The organism is Erwinia sp. S43, from assembly GCF_016624745.1.
Taxonomy (GTDB): domain Bacteria; phylum Pseudomonadota; class Gammaproteobacteria; order Enterobacterales; family Enterobacteriaceae; genus Erwinia; species Erwinia coffeiphila.
Window position 1 is genome coordinate 171,682 of record NZ_JACVTX010000001.1, and the last position, 21,981, is coordinate 193,662.

Sequence of the window (21,981 nt, forward strand, 5' to 3'; positions counted from 1 at the left end):
TTACGACTTATGCACGCGTAAACCGGCCTGGCTTTGACCCACCGGCATCATTTCCAGCGCGTTAATGTTCACATGCGCTGGCAGCGTGGCGACCCACCAGACCGCTTCGGTCACGTCTTCCGGCGTCAGCGGTACAGCGCCGTCATAAACGCCGTCGGCACGGGCATCATCGCCCTTAAAGCGCACGTTAGAAAACTCAGTGCCGCCCACCAGACCCGGCTCGATATCGGTCACGCGGAGTGCAGTGCCGTGCAGATCGGTACGCAGGTTGAAGCTGAACTGACGCACGAAGGCTTTAGTTGCGCCATAAACGTTGCCGCCAGGATACGGCCAGCTACCGGCAATCGAACCCAGATTGATGATATGACCGATGTTGCGTTCCACCATGCCCGGCAGGATGGCACGCGTCATGTACACCAGCCCTTTATTGTTGGTGTCGATCATATCTTCCCAGTCATCCAGGCTGGCGCGCTGCGCCGGTTCAATCCCCAGAGCCAGACCGGCGTTGTTGACCAGAACGTCAATGTTGCGCCATTCGGCGGGCAGGCTGGCAATCGCCTCATCGATGCCCGCGCGGTCGCGCACGTCAAGCTTCAGCGTATAGACATTCTCACCCAGCTCTTCCTTCAGTGCATCCAGGCGTTCCTGACGGCGGCCGGTTGCAATCACCTGATGACCCTGCGCGATAAAACGACGGGTAATGCTCTGACCAAAACCAGCGGTCGCGCCGGTAACAAATACGATCATCTCACTGTTCCTCAATACAAAATTGGGCGTCTTAACCCGGAAATTTCCACCATGCAGCGCCGATCACCATACCATCTCATGGCAGGTGTGATAAGAAGCGAATGGTTATGATTAATAAGAAAATGTCGCACCAGCATGGTGCGAAAGTGACGGACTTTGCGTTATTTCGGTGCCAGGAAGCAGACGAATAATGTCCGATAGATGAGCGTATTTATTATTAATGCCAGGCAACCGTTTGCGCATTAAATAGCAAACGGTTGCCTGTCGTTTTTATCATCCCAAAATATGATGTTTGCCGGAATTTAATTTATCTTACTGATAAATATGATTAATTTATTTATTCTCACTGGTACGGTTTTTGCAAAACAGCAGAGTATGTTTTTTCTGAAACAGAATGGTCACTCTGTTTGTTTATCTATAACCAGCACCTCTCCCGTGAATTGCGGGACGGATCTTCCGCCGTGCTTGAAGGAATAATTATGCCAGTAACCTGTAGCCACGCCATTCGCGGCAGTTTTTTCGATATTACCCGTACGGTGAGTACGCCGGATGAACTTTTAGACGCCGCGCGCTACATCGAAGATGGCCTGCTGTTGCTTAATGCAGGCAAAATTGTTTCCCTCAGCCCCTGGCAGGAGGAGAGTTCACAACTGCCACCGGGCTGCGAATTGGTGGATTATCGTGGCAAGCTGATCGTCCCGGGATTTGTCGACACGCATATTCACTATCCGCAAACCGAGATGATCGGGGCCTTTGGCGAGCAGTTGCTCGAGTGGCTGAATCAGTACACCTTTCCGGTGGAAAGTCAGTACCACTGCCCGCAGCACTCTGCGCAAATGTCGGCATTTTTCCTCCAGCAGCTACTAAGCAACGGCACCACCACCGCGCTGGTGTTTGGCACTGTCCACCCGGAATCGGTAGACGCGCTATTTTCGGCCGCGCACGGCCTGGGGATGCGGCTGATCGCCGGTAAAGTGATGATGGATCGCCACGCGCCGGAAGCGCTGACCGAAACGCCGGAACAAAGCTATCGGCAGACGCGCGAGCTGGTTGAACGCTGGCACAACGTTGGTCGCCTGAGCTATGCGCTGACGCCGCGTTTTGCCCCCACATCCTCACCGCAGCTGCTGGAAAAAGTCCGCCAGCTGCGTGAGGAGTTCCCGGATACCTGGCTGCATACCCATCTGAGCGAAAACCCGCAGGAGGTCGCCTGGGTGAAGGCGCTGTTCCCTGAAAATAGCGGCTATCTTGATGTTTATCATCAGTATCAGCTGACCGGCCGCCGCAGCCTGTTTGCCCACTGCCTGCACCTTGAAGATGAAGAGTGGGACTGCCTGCACCACACCGATTCCGCTGTCGCCTTCTGCCCAACCTCTAATCTGTTCCTCGGCAGCGGATTGTTCGATCTGCAAACCTGCTGGCAGAAAAGGGTGAAAATGGGTGTGGGCACCGATGTTGGTGCAGGCACTACATTCAATATGCTGCAAACCCTCGGCGAGGCCTACAAGGTGGGGCAGCTTCAGCGCTACAAACTTTCAGCCTGTGAAGCCTTTTATCACGCCACTCTCGGCGGGGCGAAGGCGCTGGATCTGGACCGGCATATCGGCAGCTTTATGCCGGGTAAAGATGCGGATTTTGTGGCGATCGATCCGGCGGTGTCCGCGCTGCAAACCCTGCGCCACGGCAACAGCCGCGATATCTGGGAAAAGCTGTTTGTGTTGATGACCCTGGGTGATGACCGCAACATCGCCGCGACCTGGGTTGAGGGCCGCTGCGTGTGGCAGTGTGATAAATCCCGGCAGGCAGCATAAGTTAATCCGTAATTAGCAGGTTCAGGTGGGCAGTAAGGCATTGCGTCCTGCGTGATTCCACGTTTATTCTGGAAAGCGTGCAACAGGGAGCAGGAGAGCAGGGAAATGCGCAACAAATCCGCTATTTACGCCATAGTTGTGGCACTGAGCGCCAGCCTGTCATCGCTGCTGGCGGCAGAATCATTTAAGGAGAATCAGCCGATGTCCACCCGCCAGCTTAACCCGTTCAGCCAGGCCAGTACGCTGCCTTACCAGGCGCCACCTTTCGATCGCATTAGCGATGAGGATTATCGCACCGCGCTGGAGAGCGCTATCGAGCTGAAACGCACTGAGATCGCTGACATTGCCGCCAATCCGACACCGGCCGATTTTAATAACACTTATCTGGCGCTGGAAAATAGCGGTGAAAATCTGCGCCGGGTCTATAACGTATTCAGCGCGATGACCGCTGGCAACACCAGCGATGCACTACAGGCGCTGGACGAAGAGATTTCCCCAAAGCTGGCCGCGCTGGATGATGACATTCACCTCAATGCTGCGCTCTTTACCCGGCTGGATACGGTGTATCAGCAGCGCCATCAGCTGTCGCTGGATGATGAATCGTTAAGGCTGGTTGAAGTGACCTGGCAGGCGTTTCAGCTGGCCGGGGCGCGGCTCAGCGATGGGGAAAAAACCGAGCTGAAAGCGCTGAATCAGGAGTCGGCAACGCTCAGCAGCCGCTTTACCCGTCGGCTGCTGGCCGCCACCAAAGCCGGAGGCCTGGCTGTAACCGATCGCCAGCAGCTTGCCGGACTGAACGAGGCGGAGATTGCCGTTGCCCGCGCAGCGGCAGAGGCCCGTGGTCTGTCGGCTCAGTGGCTGCTGGCGTTGCAAAACACCACGCAGCAGCCTGCGCTTCAGTCTATCGACGACCGCAGCACCCGCCAGGCGCTGTTTAACGCCGCCTGGACGCGGGCGGAGAAGGGTGACGAAAACGATACGCGCGAGGTCATTGCCCGGCTGGCGCAGGTGCGCGCCCGGCAGGCGAAGCTGCTGGGGTTCGACAGCTTTTCCGCCTGGAAAATGCAGGATCAGATGGCGAAAACCCCTCAGGCCGCGCTGGATTTCATGCGACAGATTGTGCCAGCGGCCAGCGCCCGGGCACAGCGTGAAGCCGACGACATCCAGCAAATTATTACCCGTCAGAACGGCGGTTTTAACCTGGCACCGTGGGACTGGCTGTTCTACGCCGAGCAGGTAAGGCGCGAACAGTACGATCTTGATGACGCTCAGCTCAATCCCTATTTTGAATTGAACAACGTGCTGGAAAACGGCGTGTTCTACGCGGCAACCCAGCTGTTCGGCATCACCTTTAAACCGCGCGCGGATATTCCGGTTTATCATCCCGACGTTAAAGTCTATGAGGTGCTGGATAAAGACGGCAGCCCGCTGGCACTGTTCTATACCGACTGGTTCCGCCGTGATAACAAGGGCGGCGGCGCGTGGATGGGCAACTTCGTTGAGCAGTCGACCCTGTTGGGCACTAAACCGGTGATTTACAACGTGGCAAACTACACCAGGCCTGCGGAAGGGCATCCGGCACTGCTTTCCTGGGATGATGTCATTACGCTGTTCCACGAATTCGGCCACGCGCTGCACGGCATCTTTGCCGAACAGCGCTATGCCAGCCTTTCCGGCACCAATACGCCGCGCGATTTCGTCGAGTTCCCGTCGCAGATCAACGAACACTGGGCCAGTAATAACCAGGTGTTTAACCACTATGCTCGCCACTATCAGACCGGTGAACCGATGCCAGCCGCCCTGCGCGAGCGGATGCAGGCCGCCAGTAAATTTAATAAAGGCTACGATATGACCGAGCTGCTGGCGGCGGCGCTGCTCGACCAGCACTGGCACCTGCTGGCTGCCGATGAACCGTTGCAGCAGGCTGACGTTATTGAGCAGCGGGCGCTACAGCAGGAAGGGCTGAATTTGCCTGCGGTGCCGCCGCGCTATCGCTCCAGCTATTTCCAGCACATTTGGGGCAACGGCTACGCCGCCGGTTACTATGCTTATTTGTGGACGCAGATGCTGGCGGACGATGGTTATGCCTGGTTTGAGCAGCACGGCGGGCTGACCGCTGAAAACGGGCAGCGTTTCCGCGAGATGATCCTCTCGCGCGGGAACAGCAGCGATTTGCAGCAGCTGTTCCACCGCTGGCTGGAGCGTGAACCGCAAATCGAACCGATGCTGCACAATCGTGGGCTGAAATAGCACCTGCAACGGCGGCGTGAAAAGCGCCGCCATACTCATCCTGGAGAGAATTATGGCCATCGTCGCCTGTCTGCATGCGGCCAGAAGCAATATTGACGTTTTTGAACAGGCTCTGCTGGCGCTGGATTACCCGGACGTTGAACTGCTGCACCGTGTAGAAAGCGAACTGTTTGAGCGCGCTGTCGCGCAAAATGAAGTGACGCCCGATATTACCCTGGCAACCCGGCAGGCCATCAGCGAACTGTGTGAACAGGCGGATGTGGTGATCGTCACCTGTACCACGCTCGGCGTGGCGGCATTTGAAACCGAGTTCAGCAAGCCGGTGCTGCGTATTGATGCCACGCTGGCTAAAGTGTCTTCACGCTATCACGGCACTATCCTGGTACTCTGTACCGCCAGTTCGACCCTTGAATCCACGACCCGCCTGTTCAGCGCCTTTATTCCGGGTGAACGTCTGGTGGTGGAGCTGATCCCGCGTGCGTGGGCGTGGTTTAATCAGGGGGATATCGCCGGTTATCATCAAGTTATCGCCGATTATATTCGCCAGCGGCCGGAATGCGCGCTCGGCTGCATTGTTCTGGCTCAGGCCTCCATGAGCGGCGCAGAAAAACTGATCCATACCACGCTGTCGGTATTGAGCGGCCCGCAGGTCAGCCTGCAGGCCGCAATCGACAGCCTCGCCTGATTACGACTGTACCAGCCTGGCCGCAATAGTCCGCCGTTGCAGCCAGGCATACAGCGCCACCGCCAGCGTGCAGAGTGCCAGCGTGGTCAGCATCACTCCGCCGCCAAAGCGGTCCAGCAACAGTCCGCTAAACAGCGGTACGCTCAGCCGCGACAGGGTAAACAGGCTGGCTTGGATACCATAATCAACCGCCCGGTTTTCCTCGCGGCTGAACGCCATCATCAGCATAAACATCAGTGCCGACAGCCCGCCAATGGCACAGGCCATTAGCGTGGAAATTGCCAGCAGCAGCTCTGCGGAAAGCTTTTGCGAGACTCCTGCCGCCAGCAGCAGCAGCGCAATCCCGGCAAACAGCAGCCAGCCCGGCAGCGCCGTGCTGGCATTGCCTCGGTTCAGCCAGCGTGCGCCAATCAGGCTGACCAGCGCACCGGTGACGCTGCCGCCAACGCCCACCCACATAATCACCTGCTGCATCGGCAGTCCGGCATCCAGCAGCAGCGGTTTCAGCCACAGCCAGCCGCTGCCGAGGAACGGAAAGGCCAGAATGCAGAGCGGATACCAGCCTTTTCCTCCCGGCTGCCGGAAAAAGCCAAGCATCTCGCTGCGGCGATATTCCCCGGCGGGCGGTTCCGGCAGCAGCCTCAGCAGCAGCGCGCAGAGCAGGGCCGCCGCGCTCATTAGCAGACAGGGCAGCGCCCAACCGTAGTGCTGCCAGAGCAGCAGCATAATGCCGCTGCCGCCCACCGCGCCGGTGAACAGCGCAGCGGCGCGAACGCTGCCGGCACGGGCCTGTTCGCCGTCGTGAAACAGCGCAATCGCCAGCGCATTGACCGGCACATCGCACCAGGCCAGCAACAGGCTGCAACACAGCAGCAGAGCAAACAGCAGGCTTTTATTCTGCTGCAAATCGAACTGGCTGAGCAGGGCAAACAGCAGTGCCAGCCCCAGCCAGAGCAGGCTTCCCCAGCTTTTATAGCGCTGGCGGAACAGCCTTCCCCGTTCCACCGGCAGCGCCAGCCACAGTTTGATCACCGCAGGCAGGGCCGCCAGCTGGAACAGCCCAAGCTGCTGGCCGCTCCAGCCCTGCTGATGCAGGATCAGCGGCAGGCCGAGCATCAGCCACGTGACCGGCAGCGTGAGGCTGACGTTAAACCAGAAAAACGTCAGTTGCAGCAGCGCCCGGCTCACGAGCGTTCTCCACGCCAGGCGCAGTGAATGTGCAGCGGTGCCATTGGAAACGGCTGTTCACCGCGATCCTCCACCCGAAAACCTGCTTCGGTCAGCATCTGCGTCAGCTGATGGTGGTGGAAGACGTGCTTACCACGCATCAGCAGCGGCAGGAAGAAGGGCAGAACCCGGCTAACCTGCTGCGGATCGTCTCCCAGGCGTGCGTGGGCACTGATTAAGACGCCTCCGGGATTCAGCCGTCGATACAGATCGGCGAGCGTCTGCGCCGGATCGGCCACGAAGTGCAGAAACGAGGAACACCAGATAATGTCGAAGCGGTCGCTGTCCACCAGTTCGCTGACCGCGCTGAAACGATCGCTCACACCGGCGGCAACGAGATTTCCCTGTGCCACCCTGGCGGTTAGCGGCAGATCCTGCACCACGCCGGTCAGCTGCGGATAACGCTGAGCCAGCGCCGCGCTGACCAGTCCCGGCCCGCCGCCCATATCGAGCATTCTGGCCGGATGGTTGAAACGTGTCACGGTGGCGGCGATCGCGCAGGCGGTATCGGCGGTGAGCGCCCGCTGCTCCTGCGCAATTTGTCCCCCAGCGGCAGCGGCCCAGGCGGCGTCATGCGGCAGCTGTTCGCTGTATTCTGGCAGCGGTTGCTTGAGCGTCTCAGCCAGCTGCTGGCCAAATCCGCGCAGCGCCTGAAGGCGGTAGCGCCATGCATCACCCATATAGCGTTCGCCCTGCTGGCAGAGGTACGGAATGACAGCCGAAGCGGTGCGATAAAGAAGCGATTCGCCTTGCTGCTGCTGTCGATCCAACAGTTGAAAACTCCACAGAAGCTCCAGCAGATGCGCAGTGGGGTCGGTATGCCACTGCAACTTCTCCGCCAGCTGCCTCGCGCTGAGCGGGTTCTGTAAGTGGTCAAACAGATTGTTTTGCAGCGCCAGCTGCACGCTGTCAGCCAGCACGCTGTCGGCGGCCAGCCGGTCGATCATCGTGACGGGGAAGGTCATAGTTTGTAGCTCACTTTCAGGCCAAGTTCACGCGGCGGGCTGTAAATGCGTACGCTGCCGCTGAGGTAGCCCACGGCGTCATACTCTTTATCGGTCAGGTTATCGACGAACAGCGAAACGTCCAGGTCGCGCCAGGCATAACCGAGGGTCATGTCGACAACGCCGTAACCGGCCTGACGATACTGATTGCCCGCATCGAGGAAGCTATGGCTGGCTCCGTGCCACTGCAGCAGGCCGTAAGCACCGCTGGCATGTTCGTAACGCAGTCCGAGGCTGGCGGTGGCATCCGGCGCGAAGGTGTTGTGATTACCGGCATAGTCGTTGCTGCCGTCGCGATAGTTATAGAAACGGGTATGGTTGAGCCCGAGTGAACCCTGCAGGCGCAGTTCAGGCAGCAGCGCATAGTCGGCTTCCAGCTCCCAGCCGGTAGATCGGGCTTTTGCTGCATTGTTGATATACACCACACCGGCCTGGACCACCTGCTGAACCTGCATATCGTCGATATCCATCAGGTAGACTGAGCTGCTGTAACGCAGGCGACGATCGTCGGACAAACCCTTAACCCCCAGCTCCCAGGAATGTACTTTTTCCGGGTTGTAACGGAAGTAGTCGGTCGCCGGTGAAAACAGATTATAGCCCCCGGCGCGATAGCCCTGGCTGTAGCTGGCGTAGCTTTGCAGATCGGGCTGCCACTGATACTGCACGGTAATTTTCGGCGAGACGTTGTGCCAGGTGGAGCTGCGTTTATCCATCCCCGTCGGGGACATTTCAATTTCGCTGCGCTCAATGCGCCCACCCAGCGTTACGCTCCACGGGCCGCCCAGCATCTGCGTCCATTCCCCGAACAGCGCCTGCGTATTGCCAATCTGAGCGTTGCGCATTTCGGTGGACATCATCGGCAGCTTTTGTACGAAGCGGTAATCGTTGTCGTCGCGATCGAAGTACAGCCCGGCCAGCCAGCGATGATCGCTGCTTTCGCCCTGAAGGCGGAATTCCTGAGAGAGGGTGGTGAACTGATTATCGCGCTGCATATGCAGCGTGTCCGGCGCGGTGAAATCGGTATCCTGCTGAATACGGTCGAGAATATCGGTACGGGCGCTGATGGAACGGAACTGCCAGCCGTTTGACAGCAGGTGGCGATAGTCGAGGGAGGCGACGCTGGCCTGTGAGTGGTTCCATGAATCGGTGCCGCTGGCGACTTTTCTGTCGCGGCTGGCCGCCGGTCCCCACTGCGAGCCGCCGTCATGATAGCGCTGCTGGCTGTAGCGCAGGCGGATATCGTCGGCGTCGGTCGGCGTCCAGCGCAGCACGATCCGCGCGTTATTGCGTTCGCGATCGTCGGCTTTGCCGCCGGTGGTAGTGTTATCAACGTAACCGTTTTGCGATTTCCATTCGCCCGCTACGGCGGCATACAGCCGATCCTCAACCAGCGGAGTGCTGAAGCTACCGCGCAGCTGCTGCCGCTGGCGACTACCGGCAATCGCCGTAATTTCACCGCGTTGTAGATTATCCGGCGTGCGGGTGACAACGTTGATGACCCCGACTTCGGCATTGCGGCCGTAAAGCGATGACTGCGGCCCGCGCAGGATCTCCACGCGATCGACGTCGAGGAAATTATTATCAAAACCCTGTCCGGCCAGCAGGGGCACACCGTCTTCGCTGAGCAGCATGGCCGAGTTAAACCCGCTGCCGCTGCCGGTTACTCCACGTACCACCGCAAGGTTAGTGCCGGCCTGGCCCCAGGGCTGAAATGCCATACCGGGTGTCATGGCTGCCAGCTGGCTGACACTGTCTACCCGGCGTTCTTCAAGATCTTCACCGTAAAGAACGGAAAGCGATGCCGGTACTTGCACGGCAGGCAGTTCCGTTTTGGTGGCGGTGACCACCATCTCATTATTCTGTACGTCGGCGGCGATTGCCGTCATGCCGGGGGCCGCCAGCAGCAGGCCCCAGTAAGATCGTGCCATTCTCATCCTCATCGTTTGTCGATAGCGCAAGGTCAGCAACTATGATATCTATAATGAGAATGCTTATTATCCTCGTTTATATGCGAGGCGGTGATTTTAGTCTGTGAAACGGTGAAGGTGATGATTCAGGCTTTCCAGGGGACACAAAGCTATCGGCTGACATCGGCGGATGCTGAACAGCAGGGCAACATTCGGTCACTGCCTGCCACGGTGGGGCACTGCCTTTCCCGTTTCAATCCGGTGGCAGAAGGCTTTACCGTCGTCTGTTCCAACTACCAGCCGGTGCGGCCTTTGATAGAGGAAACCTGCAACCCACACGATCGCCCAATGCTGGTGCTGACTTTTGGTCTGGCAGGAAACTCGCAGTTTTGCGGGCGCGACGGCAGCGAAACGCAGTTTACCGAGGGCCAGCTTACCGTCACCAGCTTTCACGGCAGCCAGGGAGAACGGCGCTATCGAGGCGGTGAACAGGTCAGCCAGCTGCGCCTGCTGCTGAGCGCCGACAGCGTCAGTCATTATCTTGGTGCGGCGGTCTGCGACAGGCTGTTTGCCACCGGTCGCGTGGTTAACCACGCCTTCACGCCTTACAGTCGGGCAACGGCCACGCTGTTAGAGCAGCTCAGGCAGGGCGGCAATGACGCTCTGATGCTACAGATCCACGCATTAAATTTACTGGCCCTGCAGCGGCATTTGGTGGAAGAGGTGAAGCATAAGCCGCTGCACCCCAGGGACGATCTCCAGCTGGAGCAGGCCCGTGACTGGATGCTGGCCCATCTGGATGAGCCGTTTTCGTTAAGTACGCTGGCGATGGCGGTGGGGCTGAGCGACTACAAATTGAAACAGGGTTTTCATCAGCGCTTTAACACCACCCCCGGTCAAATGCTATTACAGATGCGGATGGAAAAAGCCCATCGTCTGCTGGAACAGGGCTATCAGGTTGCGCAGGCCGGCTGGCAGGTGGGCTATCGCCACGCTAACAACTTCAGCGTGGCGTTTTATCGCTATTTTGGTCGCCAGGCCAGTGAGGTCACCGGGAAAAAAAAGTAGAGGATGTGAAAAAAATGTTTATGCTGGGATAACAATATGCTGCTACCGATTTTGTCGTCCGGGAATTAAACATGTTCGATCTGTCTTTAATGATTCTGCTGTTCCTTGCTGCCTTAAGTTATTTCAGTCATAACCTCACTGTCACGATTGCTCTTCTGGTGCTGGTCGCTATTCGACTGACTCCGCTGCAGCAGACTTTTCCATGGATTGAAAAGCAGGGCGTGACCGTTGGTATCATTATTCTGACCGTTGGGGTGATGGCGCCGATTGCCAGCGGTTCTCTGCCCTCCAGCACGCTGCTGCACTCCTTCCTGCACTGGAAATCCCTGCTGGCGATTGCGGTGGGAATTTTTGTTTCATGGGTCGGTGGGCGCGGCGTTTCGCTGATGAGCAGCCAGCCGACCATCGTCGGCGGACTGCTGATTGGCACCATTATTGGCGTTTCACTGTTTCGCGGCGTGCCGGTCGGGCCCCTGATTGCGGCCGGTCTGGTTTCGCTGCTGATTGGTAAGTTCTGAATCGGGTAGGCGTGCAATCGTTACCGATCGTCGTCATACACCGAAGAGGGATGGCGGCAGAGCGCCTGCACGTTCATTTGCATGTAGGAAAAGAGGGGCAGAGCGCTGAGCAGTTCGTGCAATTCTTCAGCATCCCTGACGTCAAATATGCTGATACTGGCCTGGCTGCCGACAATGCGCCAGAGATGGCGCCATTTTCCCTCTCGCTGTAGCCTGTGCGAATATTCCCGTTCGCGCTGTTTAATATCACTGGCTTCGGCCCTGGTCATTGACGCTGGCAAATTGACAGTCATTTCTACTTTAAACAACATACACAGCTCCTTTTTGCCTGGATCGAACCCTGCCTGGGTTCGCCTGATTTTTTAGGGGCAGCCTTTCTGCTGCCTGCTTTCTGCAATGCGCCTTCACCATAACATCCTTCAAAGGGGCGTTATCGGCCATTTCCTGCCGCATAATATCGGTTACGTTGTCGCGCTGTGCTATTCTGCGGCCCATCCCATTCCGCAAGCAGAGAATACCGTGAGTACAAAACAGGATAAGCGTAAAAAACGCGCGAAAGAAAAAGCGAAACAGGCCAACAAAAGCCGCGCGCACGGCCGCAAACTTGATGCAATTGGCCGCCAGAACTACGAAGCGACGCCGGAAATGGTTGAACTGTTTCACACGCTCCCTGCACTGGACGAAAGCGGTGATATGCCCTTCGTCAATGCCGTTTACGACTGGTCACTGGCCGAGTATCAGTTCGACGGTGAAAATGAGGAAGGAGAAGCATTGCAGGTTGCCGCGCTGTGCGTGATGTATATTCACTGGGTGACCAGCGGCGGTTCAACGACGCTGGTGCAGAACGAACTGATTGAAGCGGCGCTGCGCCTGGTGGAAGACAATGAAGCCTTTAAACAACGCTATCAGGCAGCGCAAGACGCGGCGAATAACGCCTAAAAAAAGGGCAGGTTCCGCATGGAACCTGCCAGTCATCTTGCCAACCCTACTTCATGATCCCTCCCTTCTTATCCGGGATAGCGGTGCAGGACTGCATCACGCCAGATAAGAGGGCGGTTTTGTTTATCTCTTACCTTACTTGCTGGTGTATGCCGTCAGGCTGTCCATTGAATCGCGGGCTATTTGCCACAGATCGTCTTCCCAGTGTGTCGGGCTGAGCAGCTCCGGGCACCATACGCCGCTGTAGCCGGTTTTATTCACCGCAGCCACCCAGCGATCGATATCCACTTCACCTTCACCCGGCTGATAGTTACGCTGTACGCGCTCGTCCCACGCCTCTCCCGGGTGCAAACGGCGGCCATCGCAAAAATGCACGCCATAAATCAGATTAACATCAAGGGCTTCCACCTCTTCCGGGGTTGTATCACCACCGGCGTACAGGTGCCAGAAATCAATCACGACGCCGACATTATCGGCACCGACAGCATCGATAATCGCCTGGCCCTGTTTCAGGCTGTTAAACGGCGTAAAGGCAACCACCTCGATCTGAAATTTAATGCCGTACTGTGCGCCAATCGCCGCAATATCCCGGACGTTTTGCGTCAGAATCTCCGTACGCTCTGCTTCAGACAGCGCATCGATTTCATTCAGCGCCATAATCTGTACCACCGGGCAGCCCAGCGCCTGAGCGGCACGGCAAATTTTGTCCGCCTCATCCAGCATTTCGCGGCGTTCCTGCGGCTGATGACGGCCAATGCGCTTCAGCGCATTAATGCAGCTGATTTCAATATTGTAGTGCTGCATCAGCTGTTTATACTTTTCCAGCGTTCCGCCGTGCTCCAGGTAACGGAACAGGTGCTCCGGCAGCAGTTCCAGTGCATCAAAGCCCGTTTCATGGGCGATACGCAACTGAGTCACCGCGTTAGAATGTAAAACGGAAACGCCATGTAACGCTTTTTTCATCGGTCATCTCTCATTCTGATTGCTTTAATGCGCGACGAGACTGAATGATATCTATCAGAGTGAAATGATAGATTTGATAGTTTGATATCATTCATCACCTTCGATCATTATCTGACGTCTGGTGGCCTGCGAATGGAGACAGCCTAAGGTTAAAGGAATTTAAATTCCATTTAATATATAAATGAAATATAAATTCTTTGAAGTCGATCATGTTTTGCCATGACGTTATCGACCAAATGATAGATAATGATAGAAAAACATCATGCCTTTCATCGATGACGACGATGCGAATCGCGTAGTTCAATCCTGCCGGGATAAAGCGCGTTGTGTTCCTCAATCCAGGGAGAGGTCAGACGACGCACCGCATCGGGCACCAGTTCGGAAAAGGGTTGGCCGCAGGTGGTCAGGCAATAGCTCTCCGATGCGGCCAGTTCAATCCCGTCAAAGCCAACAATTCCCATCAAACCTGAGGCATTTGCTGCCCGCAACGCTTCAATTGCCCCGATGGCCAGAACGTCATTTTCGCAAAACAGGGCGTCAATTCGACGGTCTGCACTGGTCTGATTTAAATAGTGAGCGAGGGTATGATAGCCGCTGGCTCGCTGATAATGATTGGCATGCAGCATGGTGATACGCGCTTCATCAACGCCCAGTGCCAGCAGACGGTCGCGGTAGCCGTCAAAGCGTAAGAGCTGGCTGGAGTCGGTATCCGGGCCTTTCATGTAGCCAAAGCGGCAGAAGCCTTCACCGTGCAGCAGATCGGCCATAGCAACGCCAGCCTGATATCCGTCAGTGGTGACCACCTGAATATAAGGATAAGTACTGCTGCGACCTATCTGTACCAGAGGGATGTGGTGAATATCCTGCGCCAGACGAATAATTTCTTCGCTGAGCAGCGTTCCCATAAACAGCAGTCCGTCAACCTGTAGCTGGTCTGCGAGGGTCAACAGCCCTTCATCGCGCTGGCTGATATTCAACAGCAGAGCAAGATATCCCCGTTGCTGCAGCTGCCGGGTCACTTCGTCCAGCAGCGGCATCAGGTTTAGATTGTGCAGCTCATCAACCACCACGCCGATGATGCGCGAGCTTTTTTTGGACAGGCTGCGGGCCAGCAGGTTAGGGCGATAGCCCAGCGCACTGGCGGCGGCCTTCACGCGCTCCAGGGTCGCCGGTGAGATGGATGCACCGTCGGTGAACGCCCGGGATACCGTCCATTTTGATACGCCTGCTCTGTGAGCGACATCGCTGGCGGTCACTTTTCTCATCGGCGCTTTAGGTAAGTTTTTTTTCTGCATGGTGAGCCGTAACCCGCTGTTCTCAGTGTGGAAAAGAATCTGAACCCGAAAATTTTTCGACAGTATAGCAGGTCGGTAGCGATATCTGCACTCGGGTGCAAATATTCCGCTACAAGTGAAAAGGGGGCCAGACAGCAAGTCGGGAGCTAAAAATGGCGTGATTTGACAGAGGGAACGACGAGTCACTCATCGAAGGTAAAACGCCGGTGTCGTGGCTGAAATAGCACGCAAGGCACTGAACAGGGGCGGAAAACCGCCCCAATCAGACGGATTAGCCCGGATAGATACCGCGATCTTTACGCGCCATCAGAATACGTTCACAGGCCACAATATAGGCCGATGTACGCAGGCTGCACTCTTTCTCACGCGCTTTGTCCCAGACGTGGATCATCGCCTCGGTCATGATTTTATCCATGCGTTCGTTTATTTCGTCTTCGCTCCAGAAGAAACTGGCCATATCCTGAACCCACTCAAAGTAGCTGACGGTTACCCCACCGGCGTTGCAGATAACGTCAGGAACCACGGTAATGCCGCGTTCGGCCAGTACGTCATCCGCCTCCGGGAAGGTCGGGCCGTTGGCACCTTCAAGCACCAGGCGGCAGTGCAGCTTCTCGGCACGCTGGCGGGTGATTTGACCTTCCAGCGCGGCCGGGATCAGAATATCCATTTCCACGTCCCAGAAAGCGTCATCGCTAATCACGTCAGCCCCGGTGAAGCCGGCGATTTTTTTATGAGTGGCCTGCCATTCGGTGAGTGCTGCCAGATCGATACCCTGAGCGTTAAACAGCGTTGCGGTGTGATCCTGAATCGCGACCACGCGGCCACCGGCGCTGGCAAACAGGCGAGCGGCCTCGCTGCCAACGTTACCAAAGCCCTGTACGGCAACTCTGGCGCCTTCCAGCTCTATACCGCTGCGGCGTGCCACTTCACGGCCTGTAATAAATACGCCGCGCCCGGTGGCTTTTTCACGGCCCAGAGAGCCGCCAAGGTGGATCGGCTTACCGGTTACCACGCCGGTAATCGTGGTGCCGTGATTCATGGAATAAGTATCCATCATCCAGGCCATCACTTTGCCATTGGTGCCGACATCCGGTGCCGGAATATCTTTCTGTGGCCCAATAATCAGACCGATTTCGCTGGTGTAACGACGGGTCAGACGCTCCAGTTCGCCTTCCGACAGGGCGAAAGGATCGACGCGAATACCGCCTTTTGCGCCGCCGTAAGGCAGGTTTACCGCCGCGCATTTAATGGTCATCCAGGCGGAGAGCGCCATCACTTCATTCAGGTCGACGTTCGGGTGATAGCGCACACCGCCTTTACCCGGCCCGCGAGAAAGGTTGTGCTGCACGCGAAAGCCTTCGAAGTGACGAATAGTCCCGTCATCCATCTGGAGTGGAATATCAACAATCAGCGCACGTTTCGGATGGCGCAGTGTGTCTATCCAGCGCGACAGTTCGCCAAGATAGGGGGCCACGCGATCGATTTGCTGCAGGTAGGTTGACCAGGCTGTCTTGCTGCCTTCAGATACGTAAGATAGCTTTTCCATAACAAACCTTTATTTTATTAGCACCGCTTCGCCTGAGATGAGAATGCACCGGCGCGGGGTGCTTAGTTATAACTACTAATTACCGTGGATTGCTCAGGACATCTCACTGAGCTGCCATCAATTTAACACCAAAAAAAAGTTTCAAACTTATTAAATAATTGTAAATTGCTCCGTTTTGGTGCAAAAAAACCACCTGAAACTGCATAGTTACCCTCGGCATTCGGGCAGAGTTGCTTAACCGGCGGTTTTCAGCTGATAGTTATGCAGGTAAACTGCATATTGCCATTTTTATTATATTTTTCAAAAATTTGAATGCGATCATACTTTGGTGTTGATGCCCGCCGTGAGTGTTGAATCACATTGAATAAACATCATGCCGCCCAGATTCAGGAGAAGAAACTATGTTAACGGACGCTGAAAGCCTGAAGCAGAGCTTTCCACTGTTAAATGAGTTATGCGCACTACAACCCGTCACCTGGTTCAACCCTCGCTACACCAGCATGCAGGAAGGTTATCCTCACGTAGGGCTGAGTGCTGAACAGGTAGCCGATGCGGCCGCAAGGCTTGAACGTTTTGCTCCCTGGCTGGCCATCGCTTTTCCGGAAACTCAGGCCAGCGGCGGCATTATCGAATCGCCGATCTGTCCACTGCCCGAGCTGCAAGCGGTGTTAGATGCGCGTTATGGCCAGCAGTTGACGGGCGCTCTGTGGCTAAAAAAAGACAGCCATCTGCCGGTTTCCGGGTCAATTAAGGCGCGTGGCGGTATTTATGAAGTGCTGGCGCATGCCGAAAAGCTGGCAATTGAGGCTGGATTGCTCACACCGCAGGATGACTACGTTCGCCTGGCAGAGCCTGAATTTCGCCAGTTCTTTGGCCAGCACCGTATCGCGGTAGGTTCCACCGGTAATCTCGGTCTGTCGATTGGTATTATCAGCGCCGCACTTGGATTTGACGTTACGGTACATATGTCCGCCGACGCCCGCGCCTGGAAAAAGCAAAAACTGCGCAGCCACGGCGTGACCGTGGTGGAGTACGAGCAGGATTACGGCGTTGCGGTGGCGGAAGGGCGGCGACAGGCCGCTTTGGACGAGCGCTGTTTCTTTATTGACGATGAAAATTCGCACAATCTATTCCTTGGCTACGCGGTTGCGGGCGATCGGCTTAAACAGCAGCTGGCCGAGCAGCAGATCGTTGTAGATGCGGAACATCCGCTGTTTGTCTATCTGCCGTGCGGCGTCGGTGGTGGCCCGGGTGGGGTGGCGTTTGGCCTCAAGCTGGCCTTTGGTGACAGCGTCCACTGCATTTTTGCAGAGCCAACTCATTCACCGTGCATGCTGCTTGGCGTACATACCGGTTTGCATGATGACATTTCAGTGCAGGACCTGGGCATTGATAACGTTACGGCGGCAGACGGGCTGGCCGTGGGGCGCGCTTCCGGCTTTGTTGGTCGGGCGATGGAACGGTTACTCAGCGCCTTTTATACACTGACTGACGAAGAGATGTATGCACTGCTGGGCCTGACCGAGCGGCATCAGCAGCTGGCGCTGGAACCGTCGGCGCTGGCCGGTATGGCTGGCCCGTGGCGGCTGACGGCGCAGAGTGAGCAACTGGAAAAACAGGGGATTTCCGCGCGGGCGCTGGCGGGCGCAACGCATCTGGTGTGGGCGACAGGTGGTGGCATGGTGCCGCCGGATGAGATGGCGAAGTACCGTGTGGCGGCCGCATTAGCGCTTAAAGAGTAAACAATCATCGTCTTCAGAGTAGTCGGTCGGGCGATAAGCGTGCATCCGTGCTTTGCCTGGAACGGAAGAAACGGTATTCTAGCGCCGAAAAAGTTTCCTAAATTGAGGTCGACATGATTATTAAACCACGCATTCGTGGCTTCATCTGTGTTACTGCCCACCCGGCGGGTTGTAAAGCTAACGTAGAAAAACAGATCGAGTACGTTACTGCTCAGGGCGAGATCGCTTCCGGCCCGAAAAAAGTTCTGGTCATCGGCGCCTCAACGGGTTACGGCCTCGCAGCGCGTATTTCCGCTGCATTCGGCTGCGGTGCCGACACGCTGGGCGTGTTCTTTGAACGCCCGGGCGAAGAGAGCAAACCAGCCACCGCCGGCTGGTATAACTCCGCAGCATTCGAAGAGTTCGCTACTGCTAAAGGTCTGTATGCGAAAAGCATCAACGGCGACGCTTATTCTGATGCCGTTAAGCAGAAAACAATTGAACTGATCAAACAGGACCTCGGTCAGGTTGATCTGGTGGTGTACAGCTTGGCCGCGCCGCGCCGTACCCATCCAAAAACCGGTGAAGTGTTCAACTCCACGCTGAAGCCAATCGGTAAATCACTGGTCACCCGTGGTCTGAATACCGATAAAGAAACCATCAATGATGTGGCGCTGGAACCGGCTTCACAGGAAGAGATCGAAGGCACCGTCGCGGTGATGGGCGGCGAAGACTGGCAGATGTGGATCGACGCACTGCTGGAAGCCGGCGTGCTGGCTGAAGGCGCAAAAACAACGGCCTTCACCTACCTGGGCGAGAAAATCACCCACGATATCTACTGGAACGGTTCTATCGGCGAAGCGAAAAAGGACCTGGACAAGCGCGTTCTGACCATTCGCGACACCCTGGCTGCTCACGGCAACGGCGACGCGCGCGTTTCCGTGCTGAAAGCGGTTGTCACTCAGGCCAGCTCCGCGATCCCGGTAATGCCGCTGTATCTGTCACTGCTGTTTAAAGTGATGAAAGAGAAAGGCACCCACGAAGGCTGTATCGAGCAGGTTTACGGTCTGTTCAAAGACAGCCTGTACAATGCATCACCAATTCTGGATGAAACCGGTCGTCTGCGCGCTGACTACAAAGAGCTGCAGCCGGAAGTACAGGAAGAAGTGACGCGCCTGTGGTCCGTTGTGACCGACGAGAACCTGAACGAGCTGACCGATTTCGCCGGCTATAAAGCTGAGTTTATGCACCTGTTCGGCTTCGGTCTGGAAGGCGTTGACTACGCGGCTGACGTTAATCCGGACGTGAAAATCAACAATCTGGTGCAGATGTAATTCCTGCCCGGATGAATGAACGGAGCAGCGACTGAGTTTTTAAGCGCGCTGCTTCATTCAGCGTGATCAACCGCCATCGGTAGCCGATGGCGGTTTTTTTTGCCCCATATAAAAGTATCGCCAGCCAGCGTATTAGCAATCAAAGATAGTGCGTATCAGAATTTATTAAAAATCCACGAGCTTTAAGGTGGTGTAAGTAGATAATTTGCGACATTTTTTGCTATCATCACTGCGCTTCCTTACAGATGAAAACTCGCAAAGTAAAACTAAGCCTGTTACGGGGCTTTAACTGTGTGCAACGGACGGATTTTGCACTGTTACCTCTTTCTCCTGCGCTAGCAGGAATGCAATCTGGTGATGATATGAATAAATTAGTTCCGGCGCTGATGATGGCTTTTTTAGTCACGGGTTGTGCTGTTCATCCGCAGCCTCGAATTGCCCCACCGCCTCCGCCACCACAGCCGGTTGTTGAAAAACCAACCCTGAGCGCATTCGATGCGCGCGTTGGGCAGTGCCGTGATGAGCTGGACGCACTCCAGTCCTATAACGTCTCGGTTTATCAGCAGTACCGTCAGCGTTTCGACCGCATCAACGGCCAGTTGAGCAAATATATGGAAATTCGTGGCAAAATTGGCAGCGACATTGACGATATCGCCTTACCAAAATATCAGTTCAATCTGCGCAATCTTTGCTTCGATATCCGCAGCGAACTGACTCGCCAGATTGTTAAAGAAGCCTGATAGTCGACGCGGCAGCATCATGCTGCCGCACTGCTTACTGGCTGTTCTCCCGCGTATAAAGCACAAATTCAATTTTGCCGTCGGCGTACTCGTGCGGTTCGTTTTGCTGCTCCAGATATTTCAGCATCAGCGTCATTGAGCGCTGCGCCATCTCCCGCGTGTTTTGATCGAGCGCCAGTGCCAGCGCATCCTGCGCCAGCAGCGAGCGTGTGGTGGGATACAGTTCATGGGTGATAAAGATCGTTTTATTTAGCAGCCGATAGCGCGCCAGCGCCTCGCCAATTTCGCGATTTCCCAAACCGGTATTGTAAACCCCGTGAATCGTTTTGCTCTCGTACAGCTGCTGCTCCAGCAAGCGGCTGACCTGCTGGCGGTCGTCCAGTGCCGCCAGCGCTTTATGCACCCGCAGATGCGGAAACTGACTGGCCAGTACTGCGCTGAATCCCTCCACCCGCTGCCGGTGCGCCAGGTAATCCATCCGCCCGCTGATGATAATCACCTCACCCGGTCCGGCGATCATTTTTCCCATCAGCAGCCCGGCGGTGCGCCCGGCCTGTAGCTGATTAATCCCGACGTGGCACAAACGCTTCGCCCCTGGCAGGTCGGTCGCCAGCGTGATCACCGGGACGTTGCGCTGGTAACAGTGCTCAAGTGCGGCATAGATCGCCGGATGCGCGTGGGCAAAAACAATAATGCCGTCGCGCTGCTCGCTGGCCTTGACGATCTGCGCCGCCAGCAGTTCGGGGTTATCTTCGGCGATCAGCGTGCGGTGCAACGTTACCTGACCGTAGCCGAGCTGACCGGCAAGATTGCTAAAGTCCTGGCTCAGCTGGCTGAAGAAAAAGGCATCGCTGCTGCTCAGCAGCAGGGCGATCTGCCACGGCTGGCGGTGTGCGTCCGGCAAAATACGCTTCAAACCCGCTTCTCGTGCCGCCTGCAGAACCCGGCGCGTCGTGGCCGGGGAAACTCCGCCGCGCTCGTTAAGTACCCGATCGACAGTAGCAACGCCCACGCCAATCTGCTTTGCCAGCTCCTCCAGCGTGATCTTTGTCACTTATTCCTCCACATGATGGATTTCCATCAAAAAGTCGATTCAGCCAGTATATTCACTGGCGCTATCCTGGCAATCGAACACTGATGTTTAACCTATAAAGGCGTCGCAAAATGGTACAAAAACGTAAGTTTGCTCTGCTGGGCACCGGATTTATCGGCCAGGTTCATGCTAAAAACCTGGCGGCCCATCCGGATATTGAACTGGTCATGGTGGCCGATCAGGATCGCAGCCGCGCCGATGACATTGCCAGCCGCTACGGTGCGCGCGTGGGCAGCGTAACGGAGGCGATTAACAGTGATGCCATCGATACCATCCTGATTGCGACGTCAACGCCATCACACGCGGAGTTCCTGGCCGCATCGGCGGCAGCCGGGAAGGCGGTGTACTGTGAAAAACCTATTGACCTGTCGCTGGATAAAGCCCGCCGGGTTGTGGAAGAAGTCGCACGCCATCCGGTCCCGGTGACGGTCGGCTTCAACCGCCGCTTCGATCCCAGCCACAACCAGCTGAAACAGCATTTGCAGCAGGGACTGATTGGGAAAGCGGAACTGATCCAGATGGTCTGCCGTGCGTCTGAGCTGCCGCCGCTGAGCTATCTGCAAACCTCCGGCGGCCAGATGCGCGATCAGGCCATTCATTTCTTCGATCTGCTGCGCTGGCTGACCGAAGATGAAGTTGAAACCATCGGAGCCATGGGATCGGCGCTGGCGATGCCGGAAATTGCCAGCTTCGGCGATGTTGACACCTCGGTGCTGATGATGAAAATGCGCAGCGGGGCGCTGGCACAGCTGGATAATACCCGTCGCACCGGTTACGGCTATGACGAGCGTATTACCGTACTGGGTTCGCAGGGGATGTCCGACTCCGCGGCACAAAGTCCGCAGGGGGCAACGCTTTACAGCACCTCCGGTATCAACCGACCACCGCTGTATGCCGACTGGTTCAACCGCGTGAAAGAAACCTACTATCTGCATCTGGATGCATTTGTGCGCTCGCTGAACGGCGAGGCAGTATCGGTGCCGGGCCTGCACGACGGGCTACAGGCGCAGGCGATTGCCGAAGCGGCAGTGAAATCGCTGGAAACCGGAACCTTCTGCAAGGTGGAGCAGCTGTAAAATATGACCGCAGCCGATCGCCGCGGGCGGTCGGTTTCATCCTCTTGCTTTCATGGT

19 protein-coding genes are annotated in these 21,981 nt (G+C 56.4%); 10 read left to right on the plus strand and 9 right to left on the minus strand.

What is annotated here, in order from left to right:
* Complete coding sequence (gene ydfG, locus IBT47_RS00830; protein ID WP_200544760.1) at positions 1-747, minus strand: bifunctional NADP-dependent 3-hydroxy acid dehydrogenase/3-hydroxypropionate dehydrogenase YdfG; 747 nt, start codon at positions 745-747, stop codon at positions 1-3.
* A 479-nt stretch (positions 748-1,226) separates the two neighbouring features.
* Here ydfG and guaD point away from each other — a divergent pair, with 479 nt between their 5' ends.
* From guaD to IBT47_RS00845, 3 genes are all read left to right on the plus strand, one after another.
* Entirely contained in the window at positions 1,227-2,558 is a 1,332-nt protein-coding gene (gene guaD / locus IBT47_RS00835) for a guanine deaminase (protein WP_200558710.1), read from the plus strand.
* Positions 2,559-2,663: 105 nt separating this feature from the next.
* Positions 2,664-4,808 carry a peptidyl-dipeptidase Dcp gene (dcp, locus tag IBT47_RS00840; protein WP_200558711.1) on the plus strand — a complete coding sequence of 715 codons (2,145 nt, stop codon included), beginning with the start codon at positions 2,664-2,666 and terminating at the stop codon, positions 4,806-4,808.
* A gap of 52 nt (positions 4,809-4,860) precedes the next feature.
* Positions 4,861-5,493: a hypothetical protein gene (locus IBT47_RS00845; protein ID WP_200558712.1), complete on the plus strand. Its 633-nt coding sequence runs from the start codon at positions 4,861-4,863 to the stop codon at positions 5,491-5,493.
* Here IBT47_RS00845 and IBT47_RS00850 read toward each other — a convergent pair whose 3' ends face one another.
* Genes IBT47_RS00850 through IBT47_RS00860 form a run of 3 tightly spaced genes read right to left on the minus strand, consistent with a single transcriptional unit; the run spans position 5,494 to position 9,652 of the window.
* Complete coding sequence (locus IBT47_RS00850) at positions 5,494-6,681, minus strand: MFS transporter (RefSeq protein WP_200558713.1); 1,188 nt, start codon at positions 6,679-6,681, stop codon at positions 5,494-5,496.
* Entirely contained in the window at positions 6,678-7,685 is a 1,008-nt protein-coding gene (locus IBT47_RS00855; protein WP_200558714.1) for a methyltransferase domain-containing protein, read from the minus strand. The genes IBT47_RS00850 and IBT47_RS00855 overlap by 4 nt, the downstream gene beginning before the upstream one ends.
* The gene (locus IBT47_RS00860; protein ID WP_200558716.1) at positions 7,682-9,652 is read right to left on the minus strand and encodes a TonB-dependent receptor; all 1,971 of its coding nucleotides are present in this window, start codon (positions 9,650-9,652) and stop codon (positions 7,682-7,684) included. Before IBT47_RS00860 ends, IBT47_RS00855 begins: the two co-directional genes overlap by 4 nt.
* A gap of 120 nt (positions 9,653-9,772) precedes the next feature.
* Between IBT47_RS00860 and IBT47_RS00865 the strand changes: the two genes are divergently transcribed.
* The gene (locus tag IBT47_RS00865) at positions 9,773-10,699 is read left to right on the plus strand and encodes an AraC family transcriptional regulator (RefSeq protein ID WP_200558718.1); all 927 of its coding nucleotides are present in this window, start codon (positions 9,773-9,775) and stop codon (positions 10,697-10,699) included.
* A 71-nt stretch (positions 10,700-10,770) separates the two neighbouring features.
* Entirely contained in the window at positions 10,771-11,217 is a 447-nt protein-coding gene (locus tag IBT47_RS00870) for a DUF441 domain-containing protein (protein WP_200558720.1), read from the plus strand.
* A gap of 20 nt (positions 11,218-11,237) precedes the next feature.
* Here the strand turns inward: IBT47_RS00870 and catC are convergent, their stop codons facing one another.
* Positions 11,238-11,528, minus strand: coding sequence for a muconolactone Delta-isomerase (gene catC, locus IBT47_RS00875; protein WP_200558722.1), 291 nt, complete (start codon positions 11,526-11,528; stop codon positions 11,238-11,240).
* A gap of 208 nt (positions 11,529-11,736) precedes the next feature.
* On the opposite strand from catC, the gene IBT47_RS00880 reads away from it, so the two are divergent.
* Positions 11,737-12,156, plus strand: coding sequence for a hypothetical protein (locus IBT47_RS00880; RefSeq protein ID WP_105595487.1), 420 nt, complete (start codon positions 11,737-11,739; stop codon positions 12,154-12,156).
* Between the two features lie 135 nt (positions 12,157-12,291).
* On the opposite strand, the gene IBT47_RS00885 is transcribed toward IBT47_RS00880, so the two are convergent.
* The 3 genes from IBT47_RS00885 to IBT47_RS00895 form a co-directional block, all read right to left on the minus strand.
* Positions 12,292-13,119: a sugar phosphate isomerase/epimerase gene (locus IBT47_RS00885; protein WP_200544777.1), complete on the minus strand. Its 828-nt coding sequence runs from the start codon at positions 13,117-13,119 to the stop codon at positions 12,292-12,294.
* A gap of 269 nt (positions 13,120-13,388) precedes the next feature.
* Positions 13,389-14,414 carry a LacI family DNA-binding transcriptional regulator gene (locus IBT47_RS00890; RefSeq protein WP_200558724.1) on the minus strand — a complete coding sequence of 342 codons (1,026 nt, stop codon included), beginning with the start codon at positions 14,412-14,414 and terminating at the stop codon, positions 13,389-13,391.
* Between the two features lie 271 nt (positions 14,415-14,685).
* Positions 14,686-15,960 (minus strand): Glu/Leu/Phe/Val dehydrogenase, encoded by a 1,275-nt coding sequence (locus IBT47_RS00895; RefSeq protein WP_200544779.1) that lies wholly within the window; start codon positions 15,958-15,960, stop codon positions 14,686-14,688.
* 401 nt (positions 15,961-16,361) lie between these two features.
* On the opposite strand from IBT47_RS00895, the gene IBT47_RS00900 reads away from it, so the two are divergent.
* From IBT47_RS00900 to IBT47_RS00910, 3 genes are all read left to right on the plus strand, one after another.
* On the plus strand, positions 16,362-17,702 hold the full coding sequence (locus tag IBT47_RS00900; RefSeq protein ID WP_200558726.1) for a D-serine ammonia-lyase: 1,341 nt from the start codon (positions 16,362-16,364) through the stop codon (positions 17,700-17,702).
* Between the two features lie 113 nt (positions 17,703-17,815).
* Complete coding sequence (fabV, locus tag IBT47_RS00905; protein ID WP_200558728.1) at positions 17,816-19,015, plus strand: enoyl-ACP reductase FabV; 1,200 nt, start codon at positions 17,816-17,818, stop codon at positions 19,013-19,015.
* A gap of 362 nt (positions 19,016-19,377) precedes the next feature.
* On the plus strand, positions 19,378-19,755 hold the full coding sequence (locus IBT47_RS00910; protein WP_200558731.1) for a hypothetical protein: 378 nt from the start codon (positions 19,378-19,380) through the stop codon (positions 19,753-19,755).
* Positions 19,756-19,789: 34 nt separating this feature from the next.
* Here IBT47_RS00910 and IBT47_RS00915 read toward each other — a convergent pair whose 3' ends face one another.
* Positions 19,790-20,809, minus strand: coding sequence for a LacI family DNA-binding transcriptional regulator (locus IBT47_RS00915; protein ID WP_200558733.1), 1,020 nt, complete (start codon positions 20,807-20,809; stop codon positions 19,790-19,792).
* Positions 20,810-20,919: 110 nt separating this feature from the next.
* On the opposite strand from IBT47_RS00915, the gene IBT47_RS00920 reads away from it, so the two are divergent.
* Entirely contained in the window at positions 20,920-21,924 is a 1,005-nt protein-coding gene (locus IBT47_RS00920) for a Gfo/Idh/MocA family oxidoreductase (protein ID WP_200558735.1), read from the plus strand.
* Positions 21,925-21,981 lie beyond the last annotated feature (57 nt).

Excerpts from the sequence above, each read along its gene's own strand:
- ydfG (WP_200544760.1), bottom strand. The coding sequence starts at position 747 with ATGATCGTATTTGTTACCGGCGCGACCGCTGGTTTTGGTCAGAGCATT.
- guaD (WP_200558710.1), top strand. The coding sequence starts at position 1,227 with ATGCCAGTAACCTGTAGCCACGCCATTCGCGGCAGTTTTTTCGATATT.
- dcp (WP_200558711.1), top strand. The coding sequence starts at position 2,664 with ATGCGCAACAAATCCGCTATTTACGCCATAGTTGTGGCACTGAGCGCC.
- IBT47_RS00845 (WP_200558712.1), top strand. The coding sequence starts at position 4,861 with ATGGCCATCGTCGCCTGTCTGCATGCGGCCAGAAGCAATATTGACGTT.
- IBT47_RS00855 (WP_200558714.1), bottom strand. The coding sequence starts at position 7,685 with ATGACCTTCCCCGTCACGATGATCGACCGGCTGGCCGCCGACAGCGTG.
- IBT47_RS00860 (WP_200558716.1), bottom strand. The coding sequence starts at position 9,652 with ATGGCACGATCTTACTGGGGCCTGCTGCTGGCGGCCCCCGGCATGACG.
- IBT47_RS00865 (WP_200558718.1), top strand. The coding sequence starts at position 9,773 with ATGATTCAGGCTTTCCAGGGGACACAAAGCTATCGGCTGACATCGGCG.
- IBT47_RS00870 (WP_200558720.1), top strand. The coding sequence starts at position 10,771 with ATGTTCGATCTGTCTTTAATGATTCTGCTGTTCCTTGCTGCCTTAAGT.
- catC (WP_200558722.1), bottom strand. The coding sequence starts at position 11,528 with ATGTTGTTTAAAGTAGAAATGACTGTCAATTTGCCAGCGTCAATGACC.
- IBT47_RS00885 (WP_200544777.1), bottom strand. The coding sequence starts at position 13,119 with ATGAAAAAAGCGTTACATGGCGTTTCCGTTTTACATTCTAACGCGGTG.
- IBT47_RS00890 (WP_200558724.1), bottom strand. The coding sequence starts at position 14,414 with ATGCAGAAAAAAAACTTACCTAAAGCGCCGATGAGAAAAGTGACCGCC.
- IBT47_RS00895 (WP_200544779.1), bottom strand. The coding sequence starts at position 15,960 with ATGGAAAAGCTATCTTACGTATCTGAAGGCAGCAAGACAGCCTGGTCA.
- IBT47_RS00900 (WP_200558726.1), top strand. The coding sequence starts at position 16,362 with ATGTTAACGGACGCTGAAAGCCTGAAGCAGAGCTTTCCACTGTTAAAT.
- fabV (WP_200558728.1), top strand. The coding sequence starts at position 17,816 with ATGATTATTAAACCACGCATTCGTGGCTTCATCTGTGTTACTGCCCAC.
- IBT47_RS00910 (WP_200558731.1), top strand. The coding sequence starts at position 19,378 with ATGAATAAATTAGTTCCGGCGCTGATGATGGCTTTTTTAGTCACGGGT.
- IBT47_RS00920 (WP_200558735.1), top strand. The coding sequence starts at position 20,920 with ATGGTACAAAAACGTAAGTTTGCTCTGCTGGGCACCGGATTTATCGGC.